This is a genomic window from Alphaproteobacteria bacterium HT1-32 (genome assembly GCA_009649675.1).
Lineage (GTDB): Bacteria > Pseudomonadota > Alphaproteobacteria > Rhodospirillales > HT1-32 > HT1-32.
On the sequence record WJPL01000003.1, the window covers coordinates 775,543 to 801,198 of the forward strand.

24 protein-coding genes are annotated in these 25,656 nt (G+C 56.7%); 13 read left to right on the top strand and 11 right to left on the bottom strand.

Annotated elements, in window-relative coordinates:
• Positions 1-11 precede the first annotated feature (11 nt).
• Positions 12-2,081: a tetratricopeptide repeat protein gene (locus tag GH722_19165; GenBank protein MRG73885.1), complete on the bottom strand. Its 2,070-nt coding sequence runs from the start codon at positions 2,079-2,081 to the stop codon at positions 12-14.
• Positions 2,082-2,338: 257 nt separating this feature from the next.
• Here GH722_19165 and GH722_19170 point away from each other — a divergent pair, with 257 nt between their 5' ends.
• The 4 genes from GH722_19170 to GH722_19185 are packed head-to-tail and all read left to right on the top strand — an operon-like array spanning position 2,339 to position 5,882.
• A complete protein-coding gene (locus GH722_19170) occupies positions 2,339-3,460 on the top strand; it encodes a radical SAM protein (protein ID MRG73886.1) in 1,122 nt (373 codons plus the stop codon).
• 18 nt (positions 3,461-3,478) lie between these two features.
• A complete protein-coding gene (locus tag GH722_19175) occupies positions 3,479-4,000 on the top strand; it encodes an NUDIX domain-containing protein (GenBank protein MRG73887.1) in 522 nt (173 codons plus the stop codon).
• Complete coding sequence (locus GH722_19180; GenBank protein ID MRG73888.1) at positions 3,997-4,941, top strand: hypothetical protein; 945 nt, start codon at positions 3,997-3,999, stop codon at positions 4,939-4,941. The genes GH722_19175 and GH722_19180 overlap by 4 nt, the downstream gene beginning before the upstream one ends.
• Complete coding sequence (locus tag GH722_19185) at positions 4,938-5,882, top strand: hypothetical protein (GenBank protein MRG73889.1); 945 nt, start codon at positions 4,938-4,940, stop codon at positions 5,880-5,882. The genes GH722_19180 and GH722_19185 overlap by 4 nt, the downstream gene beginning before the upstream one ends.
• On the opposite strand, the gene GH722_19190 is transcribed toward GH722_19185, so the two are convergent.
• The 5 genes from GH722_19190 to GH722_19210 all read right to left on the bottom strand — a co-directional run bounded on the left by GH722_19190 (position 5,855) and on the right by GH722_19210 (position 11,026).
• Entirely contained in the window at positions 5,855-6,922 is a 1,068-nt protein-coding gene (locus GH722_19190; protein MRG73890.1) for a hypothetical protein, read from the bottom strand. The two genes, GH722_19185 and GH722_19190, sit on opposite strands and share 28 nt — an antisense overlap.
• Positions 6,897-7,943 (bottom strand): aminotransferase class I/II-fold pyridoxal phosphate-dependent enzyme, encoded by a 1,047-nt coding sequence (locus GH722_19195; protein MRG73891.1) that lies wholly within the window; start codon positions 7,941-7,943, stop codon positions 6,897-6,899. The genes GH722_19190 and GH722_19195 overlap by 26 nt, the downstream gene beginning before the upstream one ends.
• Positions 7,944-7,955: 12 nt before the next feature.
• Positions 7,956-9,002, bottom strand: coding sequence for a radical SAM protein (locus GH722_19200; protein MRG73892.1), 1,047 nt, complete (start codon positions 9,000-9,002; stop codon positions 7,956-7,958).
• Positions 9,003-9,260: 258 nt separating this feature from the next.
• On the bottom strand, positions 9,261-9,959 hold the full coding sequence (locus GH722_19205; protein MRG73893.1) for a hypothetical protein: 699 nt from the start codon (positions 9,957-9,959) through the stop codon (positions 9,261-9,263).
• Complete coding sequence (locus GH722_19210; protein MRG73894.1) at positions 9,956-11,026, bottom strand: hypothetical protein; 1,071 nt, start codon at positions 11,024-11,026, stop codon at positions 9,956-9,958. Before GH722_19210 ends, GH722_19205 begins: the two co-directional genes overlap by 4 nt.
• 390 nt (positions 11,027-11,416) lie before the next feature.
• Here GH722_19210 and GH722_19215 point away from each other — a divergent pair, with 390 nt between their 5' ends.
• The 3 genes from GH722_19215 to GH722_19225 all read left to right on the top strand — a co-directional run bounded on the left by GH722_19215 (position 11,417) and on the right by GH722_19225 (position 15,563).
• Positions 11,417-12,358, top strand: a complete 942-nt coding sequence (locus GH722_19215) for a methyltransferase domain-containing protein (GenBank protein MRG73895.1) — start codon at positions 11,417-11,419, stop codon at positions 12,356-12,358.
• A 93-nt stretch (positions 12,359-12,451) separates the two neighbouring features.
• Entirely contained in the window at positions 12,452-14,032 is a 1,581-nt protein-coding gene (locus tag GH722_19220; GenBank protein MRG73896.1) for a radical SAM protein, read from the top strand.
• A 13-nt stretch (positions 14,033-14,045) separates the two neighbouring features.
• On the top strand, positions 14,046-15,563 hold the full coding sequence (locus tag GH722_19225) for a hypothetical protein (GenBank protein MRG73897.1): 1,518 nt from the start codon (positions 14,046-14,048) through the stop codon (positions 15,561-15,563).
• On the opposite strand, the gene GH722_19230 is transcribed toward GH722_19225, so the two are convergent.
• A complete protein-coding gene (locus tag GH722_19230) occupies positions 15,560-16,300 on the bottom strand; it encodes an SDR family oxidoreductase (protein MRG73898.1) in 741 nt (246 codons plus the stop codon). The two genes, GH722_19225 and GH722_19230, sit on opposite strands and share 4 nt — an antisense overlap.
• A gap of 50 nt (positions 16,301-16,350) precedes the next feature.
• Between GH722_19230 and GH722_19235 the strand changes: the two genes are divergently transcribed.
• Positions 16,351-16,929: an SOS response-associated peptidase gene (locus GH722_19235; GenBank protein ID MRG73899.1), complete on the top strand. Its 579-nt coding sequence runs from the start codon at positions 16,351-16,353 to the stop codon at positions 16,927-16,929.
• A gap of 37 nt (positions 16,930-16,966) precedes the next feature.
• On the opposite strand, the gene GH722_19240 is transcribed toward GH722_19235, so the two are convergent.
• Both GH722_19240 and pdxH read right to left on the bottom strand, forming a co-directional pair.
• Positions 16,967-17,902, bottom strand: coding sequence for a cation diffusion facilitator family transporter (locus GH722_19240; protein MRG73900.1), 936 nt, complete (start codon positions 17,900-17,902; stop codon positions 16,967-16,969).
• Complete coding sequence (gene pdxH, locus GH722_19245; protein MRG73901.1) at positions 17,875-18,465, bottom strand: pyridoxamine 5'-phosphate oxidase; 591 nt, start codon at positions 18,463-18,465, stop codon at positions 17,875-17,877. Before pdxH ends, GH722_19240 begins: the two co-directional genes overlap by 28 nt.
• Before the next feature lie 141 nt (positions 18,466-18,606).
• Between pdxH and GH722_19250 the strand changes: the two genes are divergently transcribed.
• Positions 18,607-19,089, top strand: coding sequence for a glycine zipper 2TM domain-containing protein (locus GH722_19250; protein MRG73902.1), 483 nt, complete (start codon positions 18,607-18,609; stop codon positions 19,087-19,089).
• A gap of 7 nt (positions 19,090-19,096) precedes the next feature.
• Here the strand turns inward: GH722_19250 and GH722_19255 are convergent, their stop codons facing one another.
• On the bottom strand, positions 19,097-20,401 hold the full coding sequence (locus GH722_19255; GenBank protein MRG73903.1) for a YihY family inner membrane protein: 1,305 nt from the start codon (positions 20,399-20,401) through the stop codon (positions 19,097-19,099).
• A gap of 138 nt (positions 20,402-20,539) precedes the next feature.
• Between GH722_19255 and fabI the strand changes: the two genes are divergently transcribed.
• From fabI to GH722_19275, 4 genes are all read left to right on the top strand, one after another.
• Positions 20,540-21,352, top strand: a complete 813-nt coding sequence (gene fabI / locus GH722_19260; GenBank protein ID MRG73904.1) for an enoyl-ACP reductase FabI — start codon at positions 20,540-20,542, stop codon at positions 21,350-21,352.
• 9 nt (positions 21,353-21,361) lie between these two features.
• Positions 21,362-22,432 carry a chorismate synthase gene (aroC, locus tag GH722_19265; protein MRG73905.1) on the top strand — a complete coding sequence of 357 codons (1,071 nt, stop codon included), beginning with the start codon at positions 21,362-21,364 and terminating at the stop codon, positions 22,430-22,432.
• A gap of 18 nt (positions 22,433-22,450) precedes the next feature.
• The gene (locus tag GH722_19270; GenBank protein ID MRG73906.1) at positions 22,451-23,641 is read left to right on the top strand and encodes a hypothetical protein; all 1,191 of its coding nucleotides are present in this window, start codon (positions 22,451-22,453) and stop codon (positions 23,639-23,641) included.
• Between the two features lie 171 nt (positions 23,642-23,812).
• Positions 23,813-24,673: a nucleotidyltransferase domain-containing protein gene (locus tag GH722_19275; protein MRG73907.1), complete on the top strand. Its 861-nt coding sequence runs from the start codon at positions 23,813-23,815 to the stop codon at positions 24,671-24,673.
• A gap of 30 nt (positions 24,674-24,703) precedes the next feature.
• On the opposite strand, the gene GH722_19280 is transcribed toward GH722_19275, so the two are convergent.
• Positions 24,704-25,441: a TlyA family rRNA (cytidine-2'-O)-methyltransferase gene (locus GH722_19280; GenBank protein MRG73908.1), complete on the bottom strand. Its 738-nt coding sequence runs from the start codon at positions 25,439-25,441 to the stop codon at positions 24,704-24,706.
• Positions 25,442-25,656 lie beyond the last annotated feature (215 nt).

Consider the following 25,656-nt stretch of genomic DNA (forward strand, 5'->3'; position numbering starts at 1 on the left):
GCATCGTGCGATCACGACGCGCTGCCATAAGCATCGTCAAAAAACCTTTCCAATTCTCTAAGGCATTCCGCCCTCTCAAACAACCTGCCAGCGCCATTTCGCACTCTCGATTGTATCTCGCTGCGCCAGCTGCGGTCGCCGGCCAGTCTTACGGCTGTCCGGATATATGCCTCCGGCGTATCACAGATTGTTTCCGTAACACCGCAGACCCGGTACATCCCGGCACTGATGCGCCCCCGCATGAAACGGCCCGGCAACATCACCATTGGCTGGCCCAGAGCAATGCTCTCAAGCGCCGTGTTTCCCCCGCTCCACTGCGTGGTATCGAGCAGCACGTCCGCCTTCCCGGTCAGTGACAGGAAAGCATCATAGCCAAGCCTCGGCAAAAAACGGATCCGGGAGGCAACATCGGGGATATCTCTCGCAAACCGTTCACGCAGTAAACCGGACCAACTGGCATGCCCCCCTTCCACCAGCAGCACCTCACCCTGTTCGTCAGCCCGCAGAATACCGGCCAGCAACGCATCAAAATCAGGCTGCATCTTGAACAGGCTCTGTCCGCAGAAATAGCTTCTCCGGGCCGGATCAAGTCCCAGTTCCTCAGGCGAAAAGACCCGCTGTATGGCGGGTCGCTGATAAACAGTCGCCGGACCGCTGAGACAGAACAGTTTTTCGCTGTAATGGCCGGTCGGGTTCTCTGCTTCAAATTCTGCGCCACTGATAAAATAATCGATGCTGTCGATTCCTGTCGTCAGCGGATGTCCCCATGCGGCGCACTGAACCGGGGCCAGACGGGCATGGGCCAGAAAGTAGGTCAGCGGCTCCATGCCAATGTCCGGATAGACAATGATATCAGGTTTCAGGCTTTCGATGGTCTGACAGGCGCCTGCGATATCAGGCGAGGCGATATGAAAATGATCAGCCGAGCCTGCAATCTGCTGTGCCACCGGGTCTTTCGGTGCCGCGAAGCCAACGACATGAACCTCAAACCGTCTGCGATCGAGACCCGCGATAAAACCGCGCTGCAACTGCCCGATAGTATGCGAGACCAGATGGCGCGAGACAAAACAGACACGCAACCTCTCAGGACGGGATCCTGCCCCTAACAGGCTGGCAGAGACATGGTTCAGGCCGGGACAGAGCGACCGGTAGAGGGCTGAGAGTCCAATCTGGCGCTCACGTTCATCCTCACCGTGATAACCAGGGTAAAATGCCGGCCCCAGCCCCGCTGCCAGTGGATCCGCAATCTCAGTACCCCCCGTTCTGAGGGCCTTCAGATTCTCATCAAACCGGGATCGCAGGTCGACAACCTCATCCACCCCGGCGACAACGGGCGGATGCGCCAGCAGCTTCCTGATGGCCCAGACACTATCCCCGGTGTTGCGATATGCCTCTGCCAGTGCCGCTAGAGCCTGACCGGTTTGCCCCGCATTCAGGGACAGTTCCGCAAAAAGATCGATGTCTGCGCACTCCGGAGAGGCAGCGAGGATATCTGCCGCCTCGCCCGACCGACCCAGCCTGTCGAGAGAGACGGCGATGACACGTACCAGCGCCAAATCCCCCGGATTGTCGGCCAGTCTCTCCCGGGCCGCCGCAAGTGCCGCTTCATAGCGACCGGACTCCCGCAAGGCGATGGCACGATTGCGGCAGAGTTCCGCCCAGTCCGGCCTGAGCCGAAAAGCCTGTTCGTAAGCTTCAACCGCCGCATCCGCCTGCCCCAGTTGCAGGCAGGTATTCCCGAGATTGAACCAGCCATTGATATGTTCCGGTGCAATTGCCAGCAGCGCCCTGAAGGTTGCCTGTGCCGCGGCCAGATCGCCGGCAGTCTTCTGAGCCGTCGCAAGATTGAAGCGAAACTCCGCATTGCCCGGCACCTTGTGGCTGGCCATTGCGAAAGCCCTGATTGCTGAAGCCGGATCGCCAGAGCGGGCCAGACAAATACCCAGCGCATTATCGACTTCTGCGCCAGCACCCACCGTCTGTAACTGCCGGAGATAACCGATCGCCACAGTCCATTGCGCTGCCTTCATAGCCGCATCGGCGCGGATCAAAAGATCATCGTGACCCTGATCTGCCGTCATTCAGTTCATCGCCCGAAAGGTATCGTTAAAGGAAAACAGGTAATCATAAACCCCATTATGGTTGGGAAAGTCTTTAGAAACACCCCGCAACACGCTATTCTGCCTTTTATCGACAGAAAGTCGGTGCCTTTACGCGGGATACCGCGAACCGCTTTGGAGCAGAATGCGATGAGCGCTTATATGAAGCCGCAACATTCGGTGTTGCGCATCACGACCTTCTCAGCCTGTCACTTTGAACCCTCAGGGAGGGCCTTGCGATGACCGGCATGATTGACCATACCAAACTCATTCTCGATGGCACGAAGATCGCCTGGCATGAAGACCGTGTTGCTGCCTGGAAACGGGGAGAACGGATTGCGCCGGTAACCATCGACATGGCCATGACCCGCGCCTGCAATTACGGCTGCCATTTCTGCTATGCCATGCTGCAGGAAAACGACAGGAAGGTCATCGACCAGAAAGTGATGTTCGAGTTTCTCGAAGATTGTGCCGAAATCGGGGTCAAGGGCATCAGCCTTGTTTCCGATGGCGAAAGCACGATTTCTCCGGCCTTTGTCGACAGTGTCGTCAAGGGTGGCGAACTGGGCCTTTCCATGGCCTGCGGCACCAACGGATTTGTCCTGAACCGCCGCAAACTGGAACAGATCCTGCCGCATATGACCTATATCCGGATCAATATTTCCGCCGGTGAGCGGGAACGTTATGCCGAAATCATGGGTGTCAAAGAAGCCTGGTTCGACCGGGTCTGCCAGAACATCCGCGACATGGTCGACATCAAGAAAAAGAACAATCTGGATGTCACCATCGGTCTCCAAATGGTCCTGATGCCGGAATATGCCGATCAGGTCATTCCGCTGGCGAAGCTGGGCAAGGAACTGCGCCCGGACTATCTGGTCATCAAACATTGCAGCGACAATGAAGACGGCGACCTTGGCGTTGATTATGCCAAGTATGTCGAGCTGTATGATCTGCTGCATGAGGCCGAGACCTATTCCGACGACGAATATCAGGTCACCGTGAAATGGTCGAAGATCGAAGACGGCGCCAACCGCAACTATCAGCGCTGCTATGGCGCGCCCTTCATGATCCAGATTTCCGGCTCCGGGCTGGTTGCCCCCTGTGGCATGCTGTTCAACGAACGCTACAAACGCTATCACATCGGCAATATCTGCCAGACCCGGTTCCGCGATATCTGGGCTTCAGATGCATACTGGGAGGTCATGAACCATCTGGCCTCACCGGATTTCAACGCCCAGACCATGTGCGGAACGCTTTGCCTGCAGCATAAGGTCAATGAGGCACTGGATGCACATCTGAAGGGACGCCTTGATCTCGGCACACCAGACGGTAAGCCGCCGCAACATCTGAGCTTCATCTGATCCGGAAGGCTGGACCTGATGACGTTTGCGGCCGATACGGAACGATATGAAGGCGGATACCTGACCACGGCACGGCCAGCCCGTCAGGATGCAGCGGCGATCCTCTATACCCCGGATGGTCGCTACCTGATGCAGTTGCGTGACGACAAGGCAGGGTTACGTGCGCCCGGGCACTGGGGCCTGTTCGGCGGCGGGGTAGAGCCGGGGGAATCTCCCCGGACCGCCGTCATCCGGGAGCTTCAGGAGGAGCTGGAATTCATGCCAGACCGGGTTGTCTGGTTTGCCGAAACAATCGTGACGGTACCGCAGTTCAATGTGGAGCCAACCCACAAGATTTTCTTCTCGATACCCGTCACCGAATCCGACATTGCCAGCATGACCCAGCATGAAGGCTCTGACATGGCGCTGATGCCGGTTGCTGACATTCTTGCCCGGCCAAAGGTCGTACCCTGGGATATTGATCCGGTGATCATGCATGCCCGGCTGCCGGAGGTTGTACCGGAAGCCGCAGAACGCTTTGCCACGAGCCGTCTGTCATGAGCGATGTGGTACAGCTGATCAATGAACGCCTCCGCGCCGACAACGAACGGCTGATTGCCGGTTTTGGTGCGCCGGCTCTGCCTGTTACCTTCATTCTGTCGCAGGCTCGGGCAGCCTCGACACTGTTCATTCAGGTTGTCGCCAGTTGTTATCGCATTGGCTATGCCTCAAACCTGCTGTCACGGTTTTCAGACGCACCCTATATCGGCGCACAGTTGCAGGCGTCACTGGAAGACCCTGACTTCACCAGCAGTTTCCGAACCGATTTTGTAACCTCCGGCCCGGCCGAACCGCATGAATGGGGCTGGTTCTGGCGCCGTGCCATCGGCTTACCGGAAGATACCTATTACCTGCCAGAAGGGCAGACCGTCGATATAGCTGCCCTGACCCGAACACTGGGGGGGCTGGAACAGGCGCTGGGCGCACCCCTGCTGTTCGACAACATCTTTGCCCAATGCAATCTGGACCATCTGCGCGATGCCATGAACAGGTTGCTGACTGTCCATCTGCATCGCGATCCGTTCTATGTCTGTAATTCGATCCTGAATGCGCGGTTGCGGCGTCATGGTGACCTTTCCGTCTGGTATGGCAATTGCCCGCGGGATTATGATCGCATCCGGGCCCTCACCGACCCGGTTGAACAGGTTGTCGAGCAGGTCTGGTCAACGGAACAGGAGATCGCAGAGATTGCGGCAAAACAATCCCCCGGTCAGCATATGAAGATTGATTACGATGACCTGTCATCGGACCCCGGCGGCGTTGCGGATCGCTTTGCAGCCAGCCTCTCAGACCTCGGCACAGACCTGACCCCGCGTCTGACCCGCCCGAAGATGCTGTTTACATCCCGAAACCATCCCGATCAGGTTAACCCGGTCTTCGCAGACCGGCTTTGCCGCTGTTTCAGGGCCCGTTTCGGATATCTGCCGCAAGGTATCGCATGAGCACCGAACAGAATTTCGCCGGCGATGGCTATGTTGGCCACCGCGCCCTGCTGGATCAGGGCTTCTGCCGCGAGATGCTGCGCAAGGTCCGGGCAACCCGGCAATTCGATCACTCCCTGTTCTACAGCGAGCAGGAGTTCACCGAACTCAACCCGGATGCCTATAACAAGAACCCCCGGCCCGGCATGAACATGCTCGACAGTCTGGTGCAGGAGGCCGCGGCAATTGAGACCCATCCCGTCATCACCAGCACCCTCAACCGGCTACTGGGCACAGGCTGGAACGTATTCCGCCGGAAGTTTGTCTGCGGCCTGCCGGAACCGCTGATACCCGACTGGATCGCAGACCGGATGCGGGGCAAGCCCTCGAACAATCTCGCCCACTTCATCCGGCCCGAATTTACGGACATCACCTATTTCTACGGTATCGATTTTCATCAGGATATCGTCGACTGGCGCGACCGGGATGCGGACTTCCTGACCATGTACATCTATCTGGAAGATGTCGGCCCTGATGATGCCCCGCTCTATATCATGCCCGGCAGTCACCGGCTTGGCGCGGCGGTCTTCCCGCACCGGCTGGAACTGACTGACAGATCAGCAGATCACTGGCGCTACGCCAATGACGAAGGGGCCTCCGGCGATTTCAGCCACCGTATCCTCACCGCAGAAACCGGATCCGTCTTTTGCTGGCATGCCTGCCTGCTGCACGGCACCCAGCCAGACCGTTCTGTCCGCGAGCGTTTGTCCCTGCGTTATCTGATAGAGCCCGGCGAAGGATTTGAACGCTCGGAAATGGCAGCAGTCAATGCGGCCCTTAACGGGCCATTACGGCTTTCCGTCCCCCGTGAAGACCTGAATGAGCGTGGGCTGCCGAAGGTCTCACAAAACCTGCTGTTTGATCTGCAAGCCGGTCACGCATCGTCAGAGGGTGCCCGATAGGCCGGGAAGAACCCGGTTCTGCGCAAACTCTGACCCGTCGCCGCCTCCCGTGATTTGACCAGCTGGCGATAGACATCCGGCAGGAAGGTGCGCGTTGCCCAGCGATAGGGCGTGGTGATGTTCGAGAATTTCGACTTGTAGGCCAGCAGGCTTGGCTGCCCGCCCCCGAGATGCAGCCATTCCAGCCCCGCCGCCTGTGCATCAATGGCCGCTGCATCAAAAGCAAAGTCATTTGGCCGCAGATCCAGCTTGTCCGCCACACCGTGACACAGAAACGCGAAGCGCCAGGGCGGGTCATCCAGATAGCAATGTGCGCCGCAGACATCGCCCGACGGGTCACGCACCATGAAGATCCGGATATGGTCGCCCAGCGCCGCAATATAATCTGTCGGAAAGTACCAGTAATCATCAGCCTGAAGCCGGTCGAGATTATGATGATAAACATCAATGAAAGCAGCGGCATCACGTACCGGCTCCATAGTCAGGCCATTGCCGATCCCCTGACGTACCTGACGGCGCCGGGTCACATGATAGCCAGCCCTGACCTCCTCCGGTGCGCCGATCAGCGGTACGATGACATGCTCTGCCGGTCCCCGAAGGTCAAAATCGCTGAACAACGTCGTATTGCGAAACAACATGGGATGCAGGCGCATGAATTCGCTGACGATGGCATTCTCGACGCAATATTGCCGGAAGCGGAGATCAAACGCTGCCGTCAGCCGGGCCTTCGCTGTCGCATCCCGCGTGCTGAACCAGTAGCCACCAAATTCGTAAGCCGAGATCAGATCGCGCCAGTTACCCCTGGCATCAACCGCACGGGAAATATAGGGATGGATAACCAGACCATCCCCGTCTTCCCAGACCGCCAGTTCCGCACGCCCGTCAGGCTCCAGCATGGCACCGGCAGCAAGGTAACTGCCTGTTGCCACCACACTGCCATCCACCACGCGATCATACAGCGCATCCCATTCGGCAAGATCCGTCACCAGCGTGAACCGGCCCTCAGTCCGGCCTTCAGGTGAGGATCTGACGACAGGCATCAATCACCCTCCCCTGATCCCGCACCGACAATTCAGGATAGATCGGCAGCGACAGGGTTGAACCCCAGAGCCGCTCCGTCATCACATGGCTTCCCGCCGCCGTATCCGGGCACAGCAGATGCAACGGCATCTCGACCGGGCGACGCACGGCAATTCCATGGGCAGAGAACTGCTGTATCAGAACCTGCGGATCGCCCTCAACCCGGACCAGAAAACGATGCCAGGCGGATGAATTACGGACTGCGGAAGTTACGAGCCCAGGGGCAATATCATCCAGCGCCGCAATATAAGCTTTCGCCTTCTCTGAGCGAACATTCAGCGTCTGCGGATAACGGGCAAGCTGGCTCTGTACCAGAGCAGCAGTGGCATTGCCGAGGGGATAGAAATTTGCCCGATAAGGCGTCTCCCGGAATTGTTTCTGCGCCCGGACACCAGCCATCAGTTCAGTTGTCCGCACCAGCACCATACCGCCCTCGCCACCCGCGACCGGCTTTGTTGCCTCAAACGAGAAAACGACGATATCGCCAGACAGACGATGTGCGGGATTTTGCCAGTCCGGGAAAGTCTGGGCGCAATCTTCAATCACCGGCACCCCGAATGAACGCAAGTCGGACATATCCCGGAACATGCCGAACATCTGGGCGGTGATGATCGCCCGGGTCTGGCTGGTCAGGGCGTCGCGGACAGCGCCCTTATCGATCATCCAGTCCCCGGCAACATCAACCGTGACACCGCGCGCACCAACATGCTCAACCGCCGCCAGCACCTGCGCACAGACATAGGAAGGCAGAATGACATCATGTCCCGGACCGACGCCGCAGGCTTTCAGCGCGACAACCAGCGCCTGACTGCAAGACCCGGTCGCCACGGCACCTGCACCGCCGAACTGTTCCGTGAACCAGTTCTCCAGATTGCGGACGTGGTCCGCCTCCACCAGCACCCGCCCGCGCAGGGCAGACAACACGGCGGCTTCATCTTCTGCCGTAATCTCCGTGCGGGTATGTGGAATCAGCGGATGCATCTGCAATCAGCCCTAGAGGAAGTTCCGGTGATAGGGATCGGCATCTCCCGGTTTTACCACCGTATGAACGAGGTGGTTAAGCGGGTGATAGCGGCAGCCACCAGGGCATTTCGAGAGGTCGAGTTTATTCGAGAGATCGAGAATATTGCGTTCCACCTGATCCAGATCATCATCCATATGACCAACCGGTATGCGATGCGGTGCGCAATAAACCAGACTGCCATCTTCATAGAGATTCAGGTTGAAGAACCCGGCGACACAGCGGTCATATTGCAGAACATTCCTGTCCGCTTCTTCCGACAAAATCTGGAAGGGCCGGAAATGGATTTCAAAATCCCGGCTTTCGATATCCTTTCTGATCCGCCCGACTTCCGGCGACAGCTCTTCCAGTGTCAGCACATTCTTCTCGATCCGCTCCCCGACCGATCCCTTGTTGAAGACCGGCTTCACGGAGAAATAATCCGCACCGATTTCACTGACCCGTCGGGCGCTTTCATACATATCCGGCAGGTTACGGTGGTGAACCGCATACTGCACCCCGATGGTCGGGCGGTCACTCCGGCGGCGTTTGATGATTTCCGCCATGTTCTCCATAATCTTCGGGAACTGCGTCGCCGGTACATCATGCATTTCGGCATGCATGTCCGGTGACCCGGCATCCAGACTGAATCGCATGAAGGTAAACCCCTCCAGCACCTCGTCCATGACACGGTCCAGCAGGAAGCCGTTGGTGAACATCCCCTGCTCAATGCCCATTTCATGGACAGAACGGAAAAGATGCTTTGCTTTGGGATGCGCCGTCGGCTCCCCGTTGCCGACATAGCTCACGGCTTTCAGACCGCGTGCAGCCCCTTTCTCAAGGAAGGTCAGCAGCTTGTCGACATCCGTCAGCTGCACATCCTTCTGCAACTGCGCATAAACAGAGCACCAGAGACAGCGGTGATTACAGAGGTTTCCGAGGCTGATCGTGAGATGAACCGGGAACTGGGGTTCCCCCGCCTGCATCTTCTGCAGCCGGTCAAAGTGATAAATGACTTTATCGAAGCTCAGGATATCCATGTCCGGAATCTTCTTTCCGTATGTGTGCGTTACGGCTTGGCCGTAAAGAATAAGATCATTCTGACCTTATCACCACTATAACACCCTCAGGCTCTCTATCATCAAGTTTCTAAAATCATGTTTGTTTCTTGCTTCACTGACTTTTCAATGCACTGCATCAGTGAGTTCCGGGTCGGACGACAGAAACAACGACATTATAAGACTGTTTACACCGGCAGCTTTTGTCGATGTCGGATGCTTCGGACCAAATCGTTGATTTCAGGGATCAGAAACTGTGATTGTAACTGAAGGAGGACGCGGAAAAGCCTGACAGGCCGTACCAACACCTGCTGCCGTACCATCAACAAACCCCATGGCCGAGCCTGTATTGAACTGTACTTCAATAAGCGGCATAGGCCCCTTGCAGGTATAAGGAGAAGACAAAGGATAGGTAATTGTCGCGGTGCCCGCACCATTCGCCTTGGTCATGTTGACAGCGGTATAATCAGCCTGAACGATAGTCGAGAACCCGACATTCGGAATGACAAAATTTGTCGGCGTTGCCGTGCCACCTACAGAAGCAGCATAGACCGCCGCATGTCCGCTCGCCTGCGCTGCATTGCTGGTTCCGCAATTGTCGCCATCACCATCGGTCCATGTACCGCCAACGCTGATGGTCGTTGAAATGGTAACACGGACATGAGACCAGGTCTGATGCAGAGGAATTCCTGATATATCAACGTAACCACCAACCTCAGCCCCAGCGGCCGCCGAGGAAATGTCAAAGCTGCTGGAACCAGATCCAATAATATAGGACGTGGCGCAGCTAGCATCCTGACACAGTTCGATCTGTGAGATTGTTATCTGGTAGGTCGAAGGTTGAGCAGCCGTCCCCGGAATTGCAGATAAAGACGGGGAAACAGAAGAAAACAATCCGGCAAAAGACAGAATTCCAACGCCAATAAATTGCTTCATCATGACCCCCTTGTAATAACAACGCCAGAGGACAGACGTTCAACGATGATCTTGTTTTCACGCTGAACCTTATCCAGCCGATATTCAGACATATCCCGCATCATCCAAGGGTTTTCAGAAACCCATTCAGAACTCATCGCAACAGGACGGTTCAAAGCCATCGCAAAACGGAGCTTGATATAACCCTCGTTATTATTCCCATCCTCGATGAAATTATCGCTGACAAGACCAGCCTCAAGTTGCAGGTTCTGGTGAAGGTCCATCTCCATCCCCATTTCCCAACCTTTAATATCTTCCGTATTTCTGTTTGTTGACCACCAGTAGCGACGCCCATGAACACGCGCCCAGGGCAAATAGGGAATTTGTGCCGCCAGGCGGATATCATGGCCATCAAGAACCTCTTCAAACGAGTTCACGCCTGCTGAATGGCGGTTACTTGCCCGAAGGTAATAGTTTGTTGAAAAATCCAGCCCGGCCCATTTCGCCTCGGCACCGGCGCTTACTCTTTGGTGATTGTATTTCCAGCCATAATCAAAAAAACCGTTCACCCCAACCAGCACCTGATTGTCAAAAAACAAACGCCTGTAGCCAAGTCCTGCATTTGTCACATCCCGGTCAACGCCCAGATAACGATATCGCCGCTGACTTAGCTGGGTAAAAACAGTGTCCTGTAAATCTTCGCTTTCATACAGCGGGAACACGCCCAGTATGGAGTATTCCGGTGTGTTGTTTTCATTAACACCCCATTCAAATTCCATATGTTTGAGCCATTCGGGCAGATCATCGCCGATCTGTGGCAACCAGAAATCGACGGCTCCTTTTCCGAGGGCGACGACGGCTCCCACTTCATTACCGTTTGAGGCCTGTGCAATAGAATCGGCTAATCCGTAACTCAATCGCGACAGAGCAGCTTCGCTCTCAGCGCCGGGAGTTCCGAGCACCCATGAATCCGATCTCGGTTCATCGACAAGGGAATAAGGATCAGCAAACGAGGACGGAACAAGCAGAAGCCCGCCAAAAAGAACTGCAGCCATCTGCAGCACCACGCCCCTCTGAACAAACATACCCACACACCAGATAATATCCCACCAGTAAAATCCTTCCCACAAAAATCCACAGGCAGTCAAGCATGTTAAATGGGAAAATCAGCATGAATCGGAAAATAAAAATAAACCACAAATACTTAAAGAAAAAAAATTATTAATAAGGAATTGGCTGTTTATATAAAAGAAATATTTTTAAAGATTGAAAATATTTCTTTCAACAATCTGGTTAACCCACGATAAGTTTCTTCTAAAATACATGTTTCCTCACGCCATTTCGCACAAGATTGTAGGTTTTATTAAAACCCGAACCGCTCTCATAACAGCTTTTCGACGGATCAGATTTCCGGAAGCACGCTTGTTTCTGAGTGTTCCTGACCTCGTCAGTGTTACACTGTCAGGGAATCACTGAGCCAGATGATCGGAAACGCCGATATGGGAAAACCGGTTACACCGGAAGCATTTGCTGCTGTCAGACGCTCCGATCTTGAAAGACTGCCGGCCGGGCAGATGGATGCCTATGCGGGCTGGTTTGGTGGCATGGAGCATAAGGGTGTCGGACGATCCTATGCCGGCCTTCCCGGCCTGATCGCCTATATGGATACCGTCAACAAAGCCGCTTTTCCGCTGCCGTTCGAGGCTGATCCCGCAATGGTGGCTGACAGCTTTGCAACAACAAGGCGGGTTTATGAGAGTCTGAGTTCGGACGGACTTGATGTCGAAATTCCAGACGCCCCGATGGAAGTTGACCGGCATACTGCCGGTGATTTCATGTTCCAGAACATCTACCCGGAAACTCCGCGCACAAGGGTCCGTCGTATTCTTGACTTCGGACCGGGTGTCGGTCGTCAGATGAACATCTGGTCCCGGCGAGTCCCCGACCTCTGTTATGTCGGAATGGAAGCCATCGAGAACAGTTATATCTGCCAGTCCGAATATTTCACCCGCGCCAGTGACCTGCCGGTTCATGACTATGTCGATAATCCGGATGACTTCGAGATTACCGAGACGTCGGGTATCTATCATCTGCCCACCTGGCGGCTCGACAAACTGCCGTGGAATTTCTTCGACCTTGTGATTTTCAGTCAGGTCCTGCCGGAACTCGGGGCTGACCTGATCGTGGAACTGCTGAAAACCCTGCCCCGCATACTGAAGCCCGGCGCACAGTTATATATCCGCGACCATGATCTCAGCTGGCTGCCCGGTCATCGCTATGACCTCGACGCGGAATTGCCAAAACTGGGATTTCATCTGGAGTTCCGGCCCTATTTCATCGACCGGAAGGAAGTTCACGGCATTCCCCGTGTCTGGCGACGGACGGACCCGCGTATCAACTACCGCCCTGTTGCAGGGGGCTAGGGGTATGCTTGGCGACAGACCGGAAAACGCCTATGATCGCTGACGTTCAAAGGAACAATCCCTCGTCCATCCACAGGCAGAAGGCCTCGTAACATGGCGACACGCAGCAACCGGCCCGTTATTCTCGTCTATCCGGATACTGATCTGGAGATGCCCGGCACCTATGCACTGCCGCTGAGCGTGCTTGCCGTCGCCTCCGCGCTGTACCGCGATTATGAAGTGGTCATCTTTGACCAGCGAACTGACCCGGAATCCAAATACAGCGATGCCCTGCAACGCAATCCGATCGCGGTTGGCATCTCGACCATGACCGGTACGCAACTGATTCACAGCATGCGGTTTGCCGGCATGGCAAAGGATCTCGGCATCCCCACCATCTGGGGTAACTGGCATCCGACCCTGCTGCCGGAACAGACCGCCGCTCACCCGCTTGTCGATTACGTCATCACTCATGAGGGCGAGGAGACATTTGCGCATCTGATCCGCGAAATCGAAGCGCATGGCAGCGTTGATCAGAAAATATGGCGCGGTGTTGTAGAGGACTGGAACAGCCTGCCGCCGGTTCCCTATCATCTCGTTGATTGCGAACAATATCTGTTCAATGCCCAGTTTCCCCATGCCCGGGTGCTGCCCTTTACCTTCAGCCGGGGATGCCCGTTCCAGTGCGCCTATTGTGCGACCGGCAACATGCTGTCGAAATGGCGACCGCTGGCCGTGCAAAGTGCTGTTGAGCGGATGATGGAACTGGTCGAGCGGCATGATCTCGACATGATCAAGTTCACGGACGAAAACATTACCACTAACAAGAAGGTGTTCGCTCCTCTGGCAGAGGAAATCGGTGGCCGCTTTGGCTGGATGATCCAGAGCCGGCTGGACTGCATCGACCGGGTCGATCTGGACATGCTGGAACGTAACGGTCTCCGGCTGCTCTCGGCCGGGCTTGAATCCGGCTCACCCCGCATTCTGAAGCTGATCAAGAAGAAGGAAACGCTGGAGACCTATCACGAGGTCAACCGCAAGCTGGGCCAGACAGGTATCCGCTGTACCTATAACTTCATGATGGCCTTCCCCGGTGAGACCTGGGAAGACATGATGATGACGGTCGATCTGGGACTGCGCATGATCGATGACAATCCCAATGCCTTCCTGAACCCCTATTACACCTTTGTCCCTTATCCGGGCTGCAATCTGTCCGAACAGTTCGAACATCTGCTGCCGCAGGATCTGGAGGGCTGGGCACAGTTTGACCGCTTCAATGCGCAGACGCCCTTCAGCCAGGAATTCCAGTTCGAAATATCCAACATCGCCTTCTCCTCGAAATATGTCGGACGCAGGTTCCTGAAGAAATTCCCCGGCAACGACAAGGTCGCAGACCTGACCGACCGCATGACATGGGAATGGCGGCGAAAGAACTTTACCGGCGATGTCTGGCACCGTTATCGCGAGGAAAACGCCCAGCTGATGAAAGACCTGTTTGGCGACTTTGCCTTCGATGCTGTCATCAAGGATCGCCAGAAGGTCACGAACAGCGACCATGACATGCAGAAATTTGCCGAACGGAAAGAGCCGGATGGCAAACTGCCTTACGCTGCCGCAGCTGTCCGCCCGCGGGAGCGGAACACAACCCGCCACGGAACATCTGCTTTCGTGAATGTCGGCTCCGCCGATTACTGATTGTCTGCGTGACATGGCTTTTCGTTATCCACCGTCATCACCGCTGACCCCTGCCCAGGTTGAGGTCATGTATGACGCGCTGATTGCGCAACATCCCGTCCTGCCAACCAGCCGCGATCTGTTGTCAGACTTTCTGGAAGACATCTGCAAGCTGCTGCCGGCCGAAAATTCGGTAAAAATCAGGGCCGTTTTCGAGAAACACCTGACCATCGGCAAAGGGAATCAGGATATCGCCCCGTTGCTGGACCGGCTTTGCCAGCAACTTGAGCCGATAGGTGCCGGGCCACTGATACGCAGATATGGCCTGCGGGCGCAGTCGGAAGTCATGTCCATGGCAGCGGGCATACAGGCATCGCTCGATCAGGGACGGCAAAGCCTGCGTGTCGTATTTATTGCAACAAAACCCTATTTTCAGGTTCTGCGGGAAGCGCAGGCCTTACAGGATCAGGGCATTACCTGCGCCCTGCTCTGTCTCGACCATATTCCGGCTGCCATGCGCCCCGGATTTGACGCAGCCTTTGTCTCGGTGACCGATGGCATCCGGAACCCGACCGTCCTGACTGAAATGATCAGCCATCTCAACGTCGATATCTTTCATGTTCAGTGTTGGATGTGGAGTTACTATCTGGCCCGCGCCACGATCGAGCGAAAGCGCAAGGCAAAGGTGGTCTGCGAGGTCTATGACTTCACCTCTGTCTATGCACCACGCAATGTTCTGGCACAGAACTGGCCCCGCGAAGTTGTCGATACCGATCTCGGAATGGAAAAATATCTCTGCCTGAATGCAGATGCCGTCATTCATCGCTATCACCCTGACATTGATGATGAATTGCGCGAACGACATGGCGGGCTGACCAGAACCTTTCATGCCCAGCCCTGGCCCGCCGCAGACGTTACCCCCCGCAATCCGGCGAAGCTCTCTGACAGGGATGGTATTCTCCGCATGGTCTATGCCGGAGGTATTCTGGAAAAAGAAGGCTGCCCGGCGGAACTGTTTCCGATCCGGACCATGCCGCGAACCTTCCGGTGCTTCCTGGAACAGGGATTTCATATCGACCTGCTGCATGACCCGCACCGGCCGCTGGCGACCTCTGATGGTGCCGCCGAATATCTTGCCCTCGCGGAAGAGTTTCCGGGCTTCCGTCTGGTCGACGGCGTGCCACCAGACAGGCTGCCGGAGGCACTGTCCGTCTATGACTTCGGCATCGTCGTCACTCATATCGACCGGGATGTCCTGCAGGTTGGACCCGGCCTGATGCGGGGCGCCGTCGGCACCAAGGTCTTCGCCTATATCGAGGCCGGCATTCCGTCAGTGGTCTGCAGGGAATATGAATATACGGCCTGGCTGGTGGAGCATCACGGCCTCGGTATCGCACTGGAAACCGCAGAGCTGGAGACAGCCGGAACCCGCCTTCGGGCCCTCGACCGTGGTGAGATTGCGGCCAGCATTCTGGCCTTCAACGAAACACACAATATGTCCCGGGAAATCCCGAAGCTGGTCAGCCTGTATCAAGAAATTACGGCCGGCTAGACCAGATGCTGTCCGCCGGTGACGAAAACCTCCGTCCCCGTGACATAGCCGAAATCCTCTCCGCATAACCGAAAAATAGTGGCTGCCACATCCTCCGGGCGGCCCATCCGTTCCATCGGAATGCGCGGAATAAGTTCTTCATACTCCGGCTGGATCATTGATGTCGCAATTTCACCCGGCGCGACCGCATTGACCCGGACATCAAGCTGAGCAAATTCCACCGCCAGCTCACGGGTCAGGGCAGACAGCCCCGCCTTCGATGTAGAATAGGCCGAGCCCGCAAAGGGATGCACATAATGCCCGGCAATCGAGGTAAGATTGACGATGGCTCCCTTCCCCCGTGACAGTGCCCCGGCAAATCCCCGGCACAGTTTCAGGGGAGCAAAGAAATTCAGCTCGAAAACCTCACGCCAGGCATCCAGATCGCCGTTCAGACAGCCCAGACGCTCACGATAATCCGACTTCAGCGAGAGGGCGGCATTATTGACCAGCGCATGCAGCGCCCCGTCCCCGATGATATCGTTGGCCTGCTCAATAAAATCCCGGGTGCTCTCGCGTTGCGACAGGTCGGCGACGATATGGTCTGTCCAGTTCGGGTCGGCTTTGCAATGCGGCGGAATGTCCTGCCGGGCACAGGTAATAACCCGCCAGCCTTCGTCACTGAACCGTTTGACGGTGGCGTGGCCAATACCCTGACTGGCACCGGAAAGGATCAACGTCTTGCGATCATCATTCATGGCGCGGATTATGCTGTCCGAGCGGCGAATAACCAACGGGAAAAAACGCGGTGTGTGCGCGCTACGAGAATAAGACAAAACCAGAGAAACTGATCGAGCTGTTTGATCTTGCGACGCTTCCGTCCTCAAACTTTCCCGATGGTGATATCCGTCCGACAGACCGGGCAATTCTGGTCACCGGAAAAGGTGCCACCGTTCAGCCCTGGGGAATTCCCTCCCCGTGGGATGCAAAACCGCTGATCAATGCCCGCAGTGAAACCCTGACTGAGAAGCAGACCTTTCGCCCTCTCCTGCAGCAGCGCTGTCTGGTTCCGGCAACTGCCTATTACGAATGGCGCAAGCTCGGCAGCCAGAGACTGAAAAACCGGATCGAACGCCTTGATGACGGAATAATGATCTTTGCCGGCCTGACGGACGGCCAGCATTTCACGATCATCACCTGCTCACCCGGACCGGATGTTGAAGCAATTCACAACCGCATGCCGGTCATTCTTGCCCGCGACGCTGCAAATGACTGGATCGACAGCAGCAGATCATTCGATGACTGTCGCCGCATGCTTTATCCCGCCCCCGCCCGGACCCTGCGGGCGACAGAGGAAACGCCGCAACAGACAGACCTGTTCGGCTGATACAGGCTCCCTTTCGGGTAAAACCCGCTGCAACAAATCAGGAAGGGTCCGGCTTCAGGTCGGGATGGGTCTCGTCAAATCCGGCAGGGTCTTCGTGAATGATCACCTCCGCATTCGGAAAGGCTTTGATCAGCCGCGCCTCGACTTCCTCGGACACACCATGCGCGTAAAGCAGCGGCATATGCGGGTCGAGGTCCAGATGCATCTGGATAAAGATATCAGGACCGGACGATCTGGTGCGCAGGTCATGAACCCCCTGCACATCCTCGTTTTCCAGCACCAGCGAGATAATACGCTCCCGGTCTTCATCGGGAAGTTCCCGGTCCATCAGTATATCCAGCGAAGACTGGGAGATTTCCCATGCGCCACGCAGAATATAGACGGAGATCAGCAGGGCGATGATCGGATCAGCAAGCGGCTGCGACCAGAAGGTGCTGATCGCAATGGCAACAACCACCCCGATATTCACCAGCACATCAGCCCGGTAATGCAGCGAATCAGCACTGATCGCGACCGATTTTGTACGACGAACCACATACATCTGGAACGCAACCAGAGCCACGGTCACGACGATGGAAAAACCCATGACCGATAATCCGACCGTCCCGCGCAATACCGGGATCGGGTCAAACAGCCGGCTGATGCCTTCGATAACCAGAAACGCAGCAGACCCGGCAATAAACGCCGCCTGCGCAAGACCAGCCAGCGCCTCCGCCTTGCCGTGGCCAAACCTGTGTTCCTTGTCCGCCGGCTGCAACGCATGGCGGACAGCAATCAGGTTCACCAGTGACGCCCCGGCATCCAGAATCGAATCCAGCAGGGTCGACAGCAGACTGACTGAACCGGTCATCCGCCAGGCAACGAATTTCGCACCGATAAGTATGACCGCCACGGCAACCGACGCATAGGTTGCCGCCCGGATCAGACGATGGTCAGGATTTGTCGTCACGGATACAGACGTTCCGTGGTCCAGCCACTGCCTTCCGGGGAGAAAATCACCCGTTCATGCAGACGGAATTTACGATCCTGCCAGAATTCAAACCGCTGCGGAACCAGACGAAACCCGGACCAGAAGTCCGGACGCGGGATTTCCCCGACACCGAACTTCGCCGTATATTCCGCGACCCGCTTTTCCAGTGCCATTGCTCCCTCAAGCGGCCGGGACTGCCGGGATGCCCAGGCGCCAATCCGGCTGCCCCGCGCACGGGATGCATAATACTCATCCGCCTCGGCATTCGAGACCGCTTCAACCGGCCCCTCGATTCGAATCTGCCGGCGGAGGGATTTCCAGTGAAACAGCAGGGATGCCCGCGGGTTTTCTGCCAGTTCCCCGCCCTTCCGGCTCTCCAGATTGGTATAGAATACGAACCCCCGCGTATCCTGCCCTTTCAGCAGCACCATGCGGACAGACGGAAACCCGTCTTTAGTCGCCGTTGCCAGCGCCATCGCATTCGGATCATTGACCTCGCTTTCCTCGGCTTCTGTCAGCCAGCTGGCGAAACGGTCGAACGGTTCGGCGAAATCGAAGTTTTCCATAGGTCGTGATCCTGCTCACAGAGTCCGGGATAGCCCTGACATATAGTCACCATAAATGAGTGCAACAGTTATTCCATTCAGATGGGAACAAATCACCTTCTGGCGGCGTTTGCCCGATTAGATAACAACAAGGATTATACCATGATATCCAGGACCATCATCGCAACAGCACTGGCTGGCGGATTGTTGCTGGCCGGCTGTACCCAGAATACCGGGAACAAGGAAGTTGGTGGCACCCTGCTGGGCGCAGGCCTTGGCGGCCTTGCAGGCGCACAATTCGGCGGCGGCACCGGCAAACTGGCGGCAACAGCCGTAGGCGTGCTTGCCGGGGCATGGCTGGGTAACGAAGTCGGCAAGTCACTGGACCGGGCCGACAGGCTGGCTATGCACAACACCACCCAGAACACGCTGGAATCGAAACCGTCAGGTACGACATCAAGCTGGAGCAACCCGGACACCGGTCACAGCGGCACGGTGACGCCACAGCCCTATTACACCAATTCAAACAATCAGTATTGCCGTCCCTATACGCAAACCGTCACGATTGATGGCCGGACGGAGAAGCTGCATGGCACGGCCTGCCGTAATGCCCGGGGTGAATGGGAACCAGCCGCTTCCGGCTGATCCCTCGTCATTCTGCGGCGGTTGCCGGTCTTGCAACCTGATCGCGGGCGGACAGAAAGTCCGCGATGGGCTGTTTCAGCAACGCCTTGTGGCTGTCATCAAGCCCCGCGCAAAGCCTGTCAAGCTGCCGGGTCCAGACGGAACGATCTTCCTCGCTGGTCTCGGCAGCATGAATCCCGCAGCCGAAGGCCTCATACAGATCATATAATGTGGCCGCCCGCAGATCGCGCGACAGCACCCATTTCTCATCTGCGGTCTGCTCAATGAAACCGGCTTCATAGAGTTCCTCGATAGCACTATGAAACTGGTCCTCTCCACGACCGGCAGCGGCAATCAGCTGATCCTGATTCAGGGTGCCGGCTGACTGGCTGTCTTCCAGCAGTGCAGACAGGACAGCAAGCGCCCGGTCCAGCCGTTTGCGCGGATCCGTTGCTGTCGTCGGATCATATTTGCGATCAGCCATCCAGTCCGGCAAGGCCGCGGTCAGCAAGGCTCCGAACAGAACCACCGTCCAGGACACATACATCCAAACCAGGAAAATCGGCACCGTTGCCATGGCACCGTAAATCGTCGAATAAGTCCCGCCGCCGATGACCACAGAGGTAAAACCCGTTTTCAGCAGTTCGAACATCGTCGCCGCGACCAGCGCCCCCACCGCCGCATGGCGCAGTTTCACCGGACGGTTCGGCATAAAGACATACATGATGGCAAAGCCGGCAGCCGACAGAATCACCGGCACCAGATCACGGACCAGTGCCGTCAGACCGGAAGCGACTTCCTGATCCAGCACCTGTGCCAGTGCATAGAAATAGCTGGAGAGCGAAAACGACGCGCCCATCAGCAGCGGCCCCATGGTCAGCACCGCCCAGAACACCAGCAGACGTCCGACGAAGGGGCGCTTCTTTTCAACCCGGAAGATCGTATTCAGCGCATCTTCGATGGTTGCCAGCAACATCACCGCTGTCGCTGCCAGGCCAACAATACCAATCGCTGTAAGCCCTGCCGTATTGCGAATGAAGGTCTGGATATAATCGGTCAGCGCCTCGCCCGTATTCGGCGCGAAATTCTCAAAGATCAGGGTCTGAATGCCATCCCGTGCCTCATTGAAAACCGGAAAAGCAGAGAGAATCGACAGGCTGATGGCCAGCATCGGCACCAGTGCCAGCAATGATGTGTAGCTGAGCGATGCCGCAATCCGCAGGCATTTGTCGCTGGAGAAGCGGCTGGCAATATACTTCAGCAGAGACCCGGCAGGCCTGAACAACATCAGCAGCGGCAGCAAACGCGCCAATAACTCGTCAAAACTGATCATTGCTCATCGTCCTCCGGATCCACACAGACGGATCATAACGAAGTTTCGCACATCCGCGAAGGCTTCACACGATTGCGCCAGCGACAATGTGTTGTAGGATGCGCAACTCAGCAGATAACGCAAGTTCAGGTGGTTTCGATGGCGGCAGTACAGGGTTTGATGGCAGGTAAGCGCGGACTCGTGATGGGTGTTGCGAACAAGCAGTCTATCGCCTGGGGCATTTCACAGGCGCTGGCCGACCAGGGTGCCGAGCTGGCCTTCACCTTTCAGGGCCCGGCCCTTGAGAAGCGTGTCCGCCCGCTGGCAGAGTCAATCGGCTCGACCACAGTATTGCCCTGTGATGTCACCGACGACGCTTCCGTTGATCAGGTCTTTGATGATCTGCGCCGCAGCTGGGGTGGTATCGACTTTCTGGTCCACGCCATCGCCTATTCCGACAAGGACCAGCTGAAGGGCAAATATGTCGATACCACGGCTGAGAATTTTGCCCGGACCATGGATATCTCCTGCTATTCCTTCACCACCATTGCCCGGCGCGCAGCCGAACTGATGGCCAGCGGTGGCTCGATGCTGACCCTGACCTATTACGGCGCGGAACGGGTGATGCCGCATTACAATGTCATGGGTGTCGCCAAGGCGGCTCTGGAAGCCAGCGTGCGCTATCTTGCCGCCGATCTCGGCGAACAGAATGTCCGGGTCAACGCCCTGTCTGCCGGACCTATCAAGACGCTGGCCGCATCCGGTATTGGTGATTTCCGCTATATCCTGAAATGGAACGAGCTGAACTCACCGCTGAAACGCAACGTGACGCTGGAAGATATCGGTGGCTCGGCGCTCTATCTGCTCAGTGATCTGTCGACCGGTGTCACCGGTGAACTGCATCATGTAGACAGCGGTTATCATGTCGTCGGCATGAAAGCCGTTGATGCACCGGATATTGCGACGGTCTGAGGAAAGAACTTGTCTGATAACAGTTTCGGACGGCTGTTCCGTTTCACGACCTGGGGTGAAAGCCACGGGCCGGCCATCGGTTGTGTCATTGATGGCTGCCCTCCGGGTATTGCCATTGAGGAATCGGAGATCCAGAAAGAACTGGAACGCCGGCGCCCCGGACAGTCCCGCTTTACAACCCAGCGCAAGGAACCGGACCAGGTCCGTATCATGTCCGGTGTTTTCGAAGGCCGGACCACCGGCACACCGCTCTCGCTGATGATCGAGAATGTCGACCAGCGGTCCAAGGACTATGGCGATATCAAGGACAAGTTCCGGCCCGGCCATGCCGACATTGCCTACTGGACAAAATACGGCATCCGCGACTACCGCGGTGGCGGACGCTCCAGCGCACGTGAAACCGCCATGCGGGTTGCCGCCGGGGCCATTGCCCGCAAGGTGCTTGGTGACAGCGTCAGCATCCGTGCCGCCCTGGTGAAAGTTGGCCCGCACGGTATCGACCGGGCAAACTGGGACTGGGATGCGGTAAACGACAACCCGCTGTTCTGCCCGGACCGTCAGGCCGCTCAGAAATGGGAAGGCTATCTCGACAGTGTCCGCAAATCCGGCTCCAGCATCGGTGCCGTGGTTGAAGTCGTCGCCAGCGGCGTCATGCCCGGTCTGGGCGAGCCGATTTATGGCAAGCTCGATTCCGACCTCGCCGCCGCCATGATGACCATCAACGCCGTAAAGGGTGTTGAAATCGGTGCCGGTTTTGAGGCTGCGGAACTCAGTGGTGAAGAAAACGCTGATGAAATCCGCATGGTCGACGGCAAACCCGCCTTTTTGTCGAACAAGGCAGGCGGTTTGCTCGGCGGCATCTCCACCGGGCAGGATATCGTACTCCGCTTTGCCGTAAAGCCGACCAGCTCCATCCTCGCCCCCCGCAAGACCATCGACCTCCACGGTAACGAGACAGAAATCATTACCAAGGGACGTCACGACCCCTGCGTCGGGATTCGCGCCGTACCTGTCGGCGAGGCCATGATGGCGCTGGTGCTGGCAGACCATCTGCTCCGCCATCGCGGGCAGTGCGGCTGATGCATCACCCCCAGTTCCATGTCTGACAAACCCTTCCGTCTGGAAACCGCCTTCCGGGACGAGGATATCAAGCCGGGACTGTTCAAGTTCCTCTCGACCATCGGACGGCGACGGTTTGACGACCGTGTGAAGGCATTGCGGGCGACAACCGCCAGCCGCCCCATGTCCGGACGACTGCTGGGCGAAGTCTTCCTGATTGAACGGGGTCTGTCCGAAGTCGCAACTTTCCTTGGCGGTCGCGCCGCGGACCGGGTCAAGCGCCTCCCCGCCCCGTCACGGGCATTGGTGGAGACGGCTATTTTTGCCACCCGCTTTGTCGACTCCCTGCCATCAGATATGCGGGAAGTCTTCGTTGATGACCTGCAACAGGCGCTGACAGGTGAACGCTCCCTTCAGACGGAATGGCATTTCCTTGGTGCTCTGGCATGGTTTGCCCGCAATGGCTGCCGTTTCTGGCTGCGTGATGACGCTGACGCACCGCTGATGGGTGGTATTGCCGGTACGGATGTTGCCATCCTGCCGGTCGCTCTTGATGCGGATGCGGGTCGACGTGTCGGACGCCGTGCCTGGTTTGGTCTCGCCGACCAGCTTGCGCCCCTGTTTGCCTCGGCCACCGGCCCGGACAATAAAGCCGTCCTGATTGCCATCGAATTCGACAATGAACCGCCGGAAGATCTGACGACCGTGGTACAGACGGTAAAGTTTGCGATTGAACAAAAGGCAAAGATCAACGCTGACGGATGGTCGGTGCAGTTCAGGGAACTCGACAAGGTCAGGCCGGGAATGGAAACCACGGACGTCCTGAAGGTTCTTGCCGAACATATCACCCCCGGCGCCCATTATGCCCTGACTGAATCCGATGATGGCCTGCTCGCCATCGCGGCATGGAGCAAGGCAAAAGACGACATACCGGCAGCCCTGCTGGCGCAGCTTGAAGAGCTGGTTGAAACCAGCGGCAACACTGTTGTTCCTGCCTTTATCGAGGAAGTCTCTCCCGACGAATGGCAGCGCCATATCGAGAATGACAGTTTCCGCGCCCGCCTGACCGATTTTCTGAACGCCCGCCCGGAAGTCACCGGACTGCGCCTCTCCCATGCCGGCCATCTGCTGACCCGGCCCGGCGCGGCACCTCTCGGTGACGTCCCTACCCTGATCTGGAACCCTTCAGACGAACGGGATGTACAGCTGATGCGGGCTGCACTGGGATAATCCCTTTTATCAGATCGTCCCCGGGATGATCTCAAGTTCATAACTTCGGATTGGAGAAGCCGCGATGTCCTTCACTGGCAAGGTCTGTTATTCCGTTTCAGCTCTTCCCGTATTAATGATACCTTAATAAAGATATCTGCCCGGACGTTGTAATAAGAGGCTGTTCAGAGAATGGTTAACAAGGCGCACAAGAACATATCTCCCGAGGTTCATGCGGAAATCATGTCCCGGCTGTCTGCCGTCGAGCAATCCCGGCATGTGCGCGTTCTTTTCGCCGTTGAATCAGGCTCTCGTGCCTGGAATATGCATTCTCCCAACAGCGACTATGACGTCCGGTTCATTTATGTGCATGAACCATCCTGGTACTGGTCGTTCAAAGATGGACGGGACGTGATTGAGGATCTGGACCGTGAGGCCGATATTGATCTGTCCGGCTGGGAACTCAGAAAAGCCGTCAGGCTGATGATGAAAGGAAACGCCGTCATTCAGGAATGGTTCAGGTCGGATATCACCTATCGAACCGATACTGATTTTCAGCGCGAAATGTTGCAGCTGCTATCATTGATCGAGCGGCGGTATGCACTCACGAATCATTTCTTCAATATCTCAAAGCGTATTTTCCGGGAGCGGGTAAAAGACCAGCCTGCCCCGAAGCTCAAGGCATATCTGTATACGATCCGCCCGCTTCTCCAGTATCTCTGGGTTGCCAACCAACCGGAACAGTTTGATCATCAGGTTATTCTGCCGCCGATCTCAATTCTTCAACTGGTGAATGAGAATCCGGTTCCTGACAATGTACGACAGGAAATTCTGCGGCTGGTCGAGGAGAAAAAAGCCGGGAGCGAAACCAGCGCAAGCCTGAGCAGGCCGATTCTGAATTCCTACATTGAAGACATTATTGAGAATCCGACCGGGCTTAACAATAAACCTTCCCCCGCTGCACGTTTAAGCAAACAGGCCGTTCAGGAATCGGACAGGTTCCTGACACGATGGATAATGATGGAAACAACCTCCGGGTCATCGCCGGGATGAATATCTGTCGGGGAGGCTGGCCAGCATCTGTTATGGCTTACGCCCGCCCAGCAGAAACTCCACATTCCCTTCCGGCCCGGTGATCGGGCTTTTGGCAACGCCGAGCAGTTCCCAGCCCATCACATCGACCAGCCAGTCTGACATATCCGCACAGACGGCCTCATGCAGGGCCGGATCGCGGACGACACCCTTCTTCCCCACATTCTCACGCCCCACCTCAAACTGCGGCTTGATCAGGGCGACCAGCCAGCCCGCCGGTTTCACCAGACTCATGGCGGCGGGCAGAACAGTTTTCAGGCTGATAAAACTGGCGTCGCAGACAACCATATCTATCGGGTCAGGAATATCGTCAGCGGTCAGGTGGCGGGCGTTCGTGCGTTCCATCACCACCACGCGGTCATCACTGCGCAATTTCCAGTCAAGCTGGCCGTGGCCGACATCGACGGCGAATACTTTTGCCGCACCACGTGTCAGGAGAACATCGGTAAAGCCACCGGTCGAGGCACCAACATCGACACAGGTGAACCCGGCTGGGTCTATGCCGAACTGGTCCAGCCCCTTAATGAGTTTCAGGCCACCCCGGGAAACCCAGGGATGGTCCGCCCCCTTGAGTATCAGCGGCGCTGCCTCATCTAGCTGATGACCGGCCTTGTCGATGCGCTTTGTGTCAGACAGCACCTTACCGGCCAGAATGAGCGCCTGCGCCTTTGCACGACTTTCAACCAGCCCGCGATCGACAAGCAGCTGATCGACCCGTTTCTTTGCCATGGTTCAGGCTATATCAGGCCCGTGCCGGCTCAATGAGGCTGGCGCTGTCGAGACCGAGGGCCTGCATTGCCGTCGCCGCAATATGCTGCGCACTCAGCCCCGCCTGATCATACATCGCATCCGGCTTGTCCTGATCGATGAATACATCGGGCAGCACCATCGGCCGGATCTTCAGACCACCATCCAGCTGACCCGTCGTCGCCAGATGATGCAGC

What these genes read in the sequence shown, in the direction of transcription:
- GH722_19250 (MRG73902.1), top strand. Translation starts at nt 18,607, where the DNA reads ATGATATCCAGGACCATCATCGCAACAGCACTGGCTGGCGGATTGTTG.
- GH722_19215 (MRG73895.1), top strand. Translation starts at nt 11,417, where the DNA reads ATGATCGGAAACGCCGATATGGGAAAACCGGTTACACCGGAAGCATTT.
- GH722_19225 (MRG73897.1), top strand. Translation starts at nt 14,046, where the DNA reads ATGGCTTTTCGTTATCCACCGTCATCACCGCTGACCCCTGCCCAGGTT.
- GH722_19170 (MRG73886.1), top strand. Translation starts at nt 2,339, where the DNA reads ATGACCGGCATGATTGACCATACCAAACTCATTCTCGATGGCACGAAG.
- GH722_19205 (MRG73893.1), bottom strand. Translation starts at nt 9,959, where the DNA reads ATGATGAAGCAATTTATTGGCGTTGGAATTCTGTCTTTTGCCGGATTG.
- GH722_19200 (MRG73892.1), bottom strand. Translation starts at nt 9,002, where the DNA reads ATGGATATCCTGAGCTTCGATAAAGTCATTTATCACTTTGACCGGCTG.
- GH722_19165 (MRG73885.1), bottom strand. Translation starts at nt 2,081, where the DNA reads ATGACGGCAGATCAGGGTCACGATGATCTTTTGATCCGCGCCGATGCG.
- GH722_19220 (MRG73896.1), top strand. Translation starts at nt 12,452, where the DNA reads ATGGCGACACGCAGCAACCGGCCCGTTATTCTCGTCTATCCGGATACT.
- GH722_19185 (MRG73889.1), top strand. Translation starts at nt 4,938, where the DNA reads ATGAGCACCGAACAGAATTTCGCCGGCGATGGCTATGTTGGCCACCGC.
- GH722_19175 (MRG73887.1), top strand. Translation starts at nt 3,479, where the DNA reads ATGACGTTTGCGGCCGATACGGAACGATATGAAGGCGGATACCTGACC.
- GH722_19190 (MRG73890.1), bottom strand. Translation starts at nt 6,922, where the DNA reads ATGCCTGTCGTCAGATCCTCACCTGAAGGCCGGACTGAGGGCCGGTTC.
- GH722_19270 (MRG73906.1), top strand. Translation starts at nt 22,451, where the DNA reads ATGTCTGACAAACCCTTCCGTCTGGAAACCGCCTTCCGGGACGAGGAT.
- GH722_19230 (MRG73898.1), bottom strand. Translation starts at nt 16,300, where the DNA reads ATGAATGATGATCGCAAGACGTTGATCCTTTCCGGTGCCAGTCAGGGT.
- GH722_19195 (MRG73891.1), bottom strand. Translation starts at nt 7,943, where the DNA reads ATGCATCCGCTGATTCCACATACCCGCACGGAGATTACGGCAGAAGAT.
- GH722_19180 (MRG73888.1), top strand. Translation starts at nt 3,997, where the DNA reads ATGAGCGATGTGGTACAGCTGATCAATGAACGCCTCCGCGCCGACAAC.
- fabI (MRG73904.1), top strand. Translation starts at nt 20,540, where the DNA reads ATGGCGGCAGTACAGGGTTTGATGGCAGGTAAGCGCGGACTCGTGATG.
- GH722_19275 (MRG73907.1), top strand. Translation starts at nt 23,813, where the DNA reads ATGGTTAACAAGGCGCACAAGAACATATCTCCCGAGGTTCATGCGGAA.
- GH722_19280 (MRG73908.1), bottom strand. Translation starts at nt 25,441, where the DNA reads ATGGCAAAGAAACGGGTCGATCAGCTGCTTGTCGATCGCGGGCTGGTT.
- GH722_19255 (MRG73903.1), bottom strand. Translation starts at nt 20,401, where the DNA reads ATGATCAGTTTTGACGAGTTATTGGCGCGTTTGCTGCCGCTGCTGATG.
- pdxH (MRG73901.1), bottom strand. Translation starts at nt 18,465, where the DNA reads ATGGAAAACTTCGATTTCGCCGAACCGTTCGACCGTTTCGCCAGCTGG.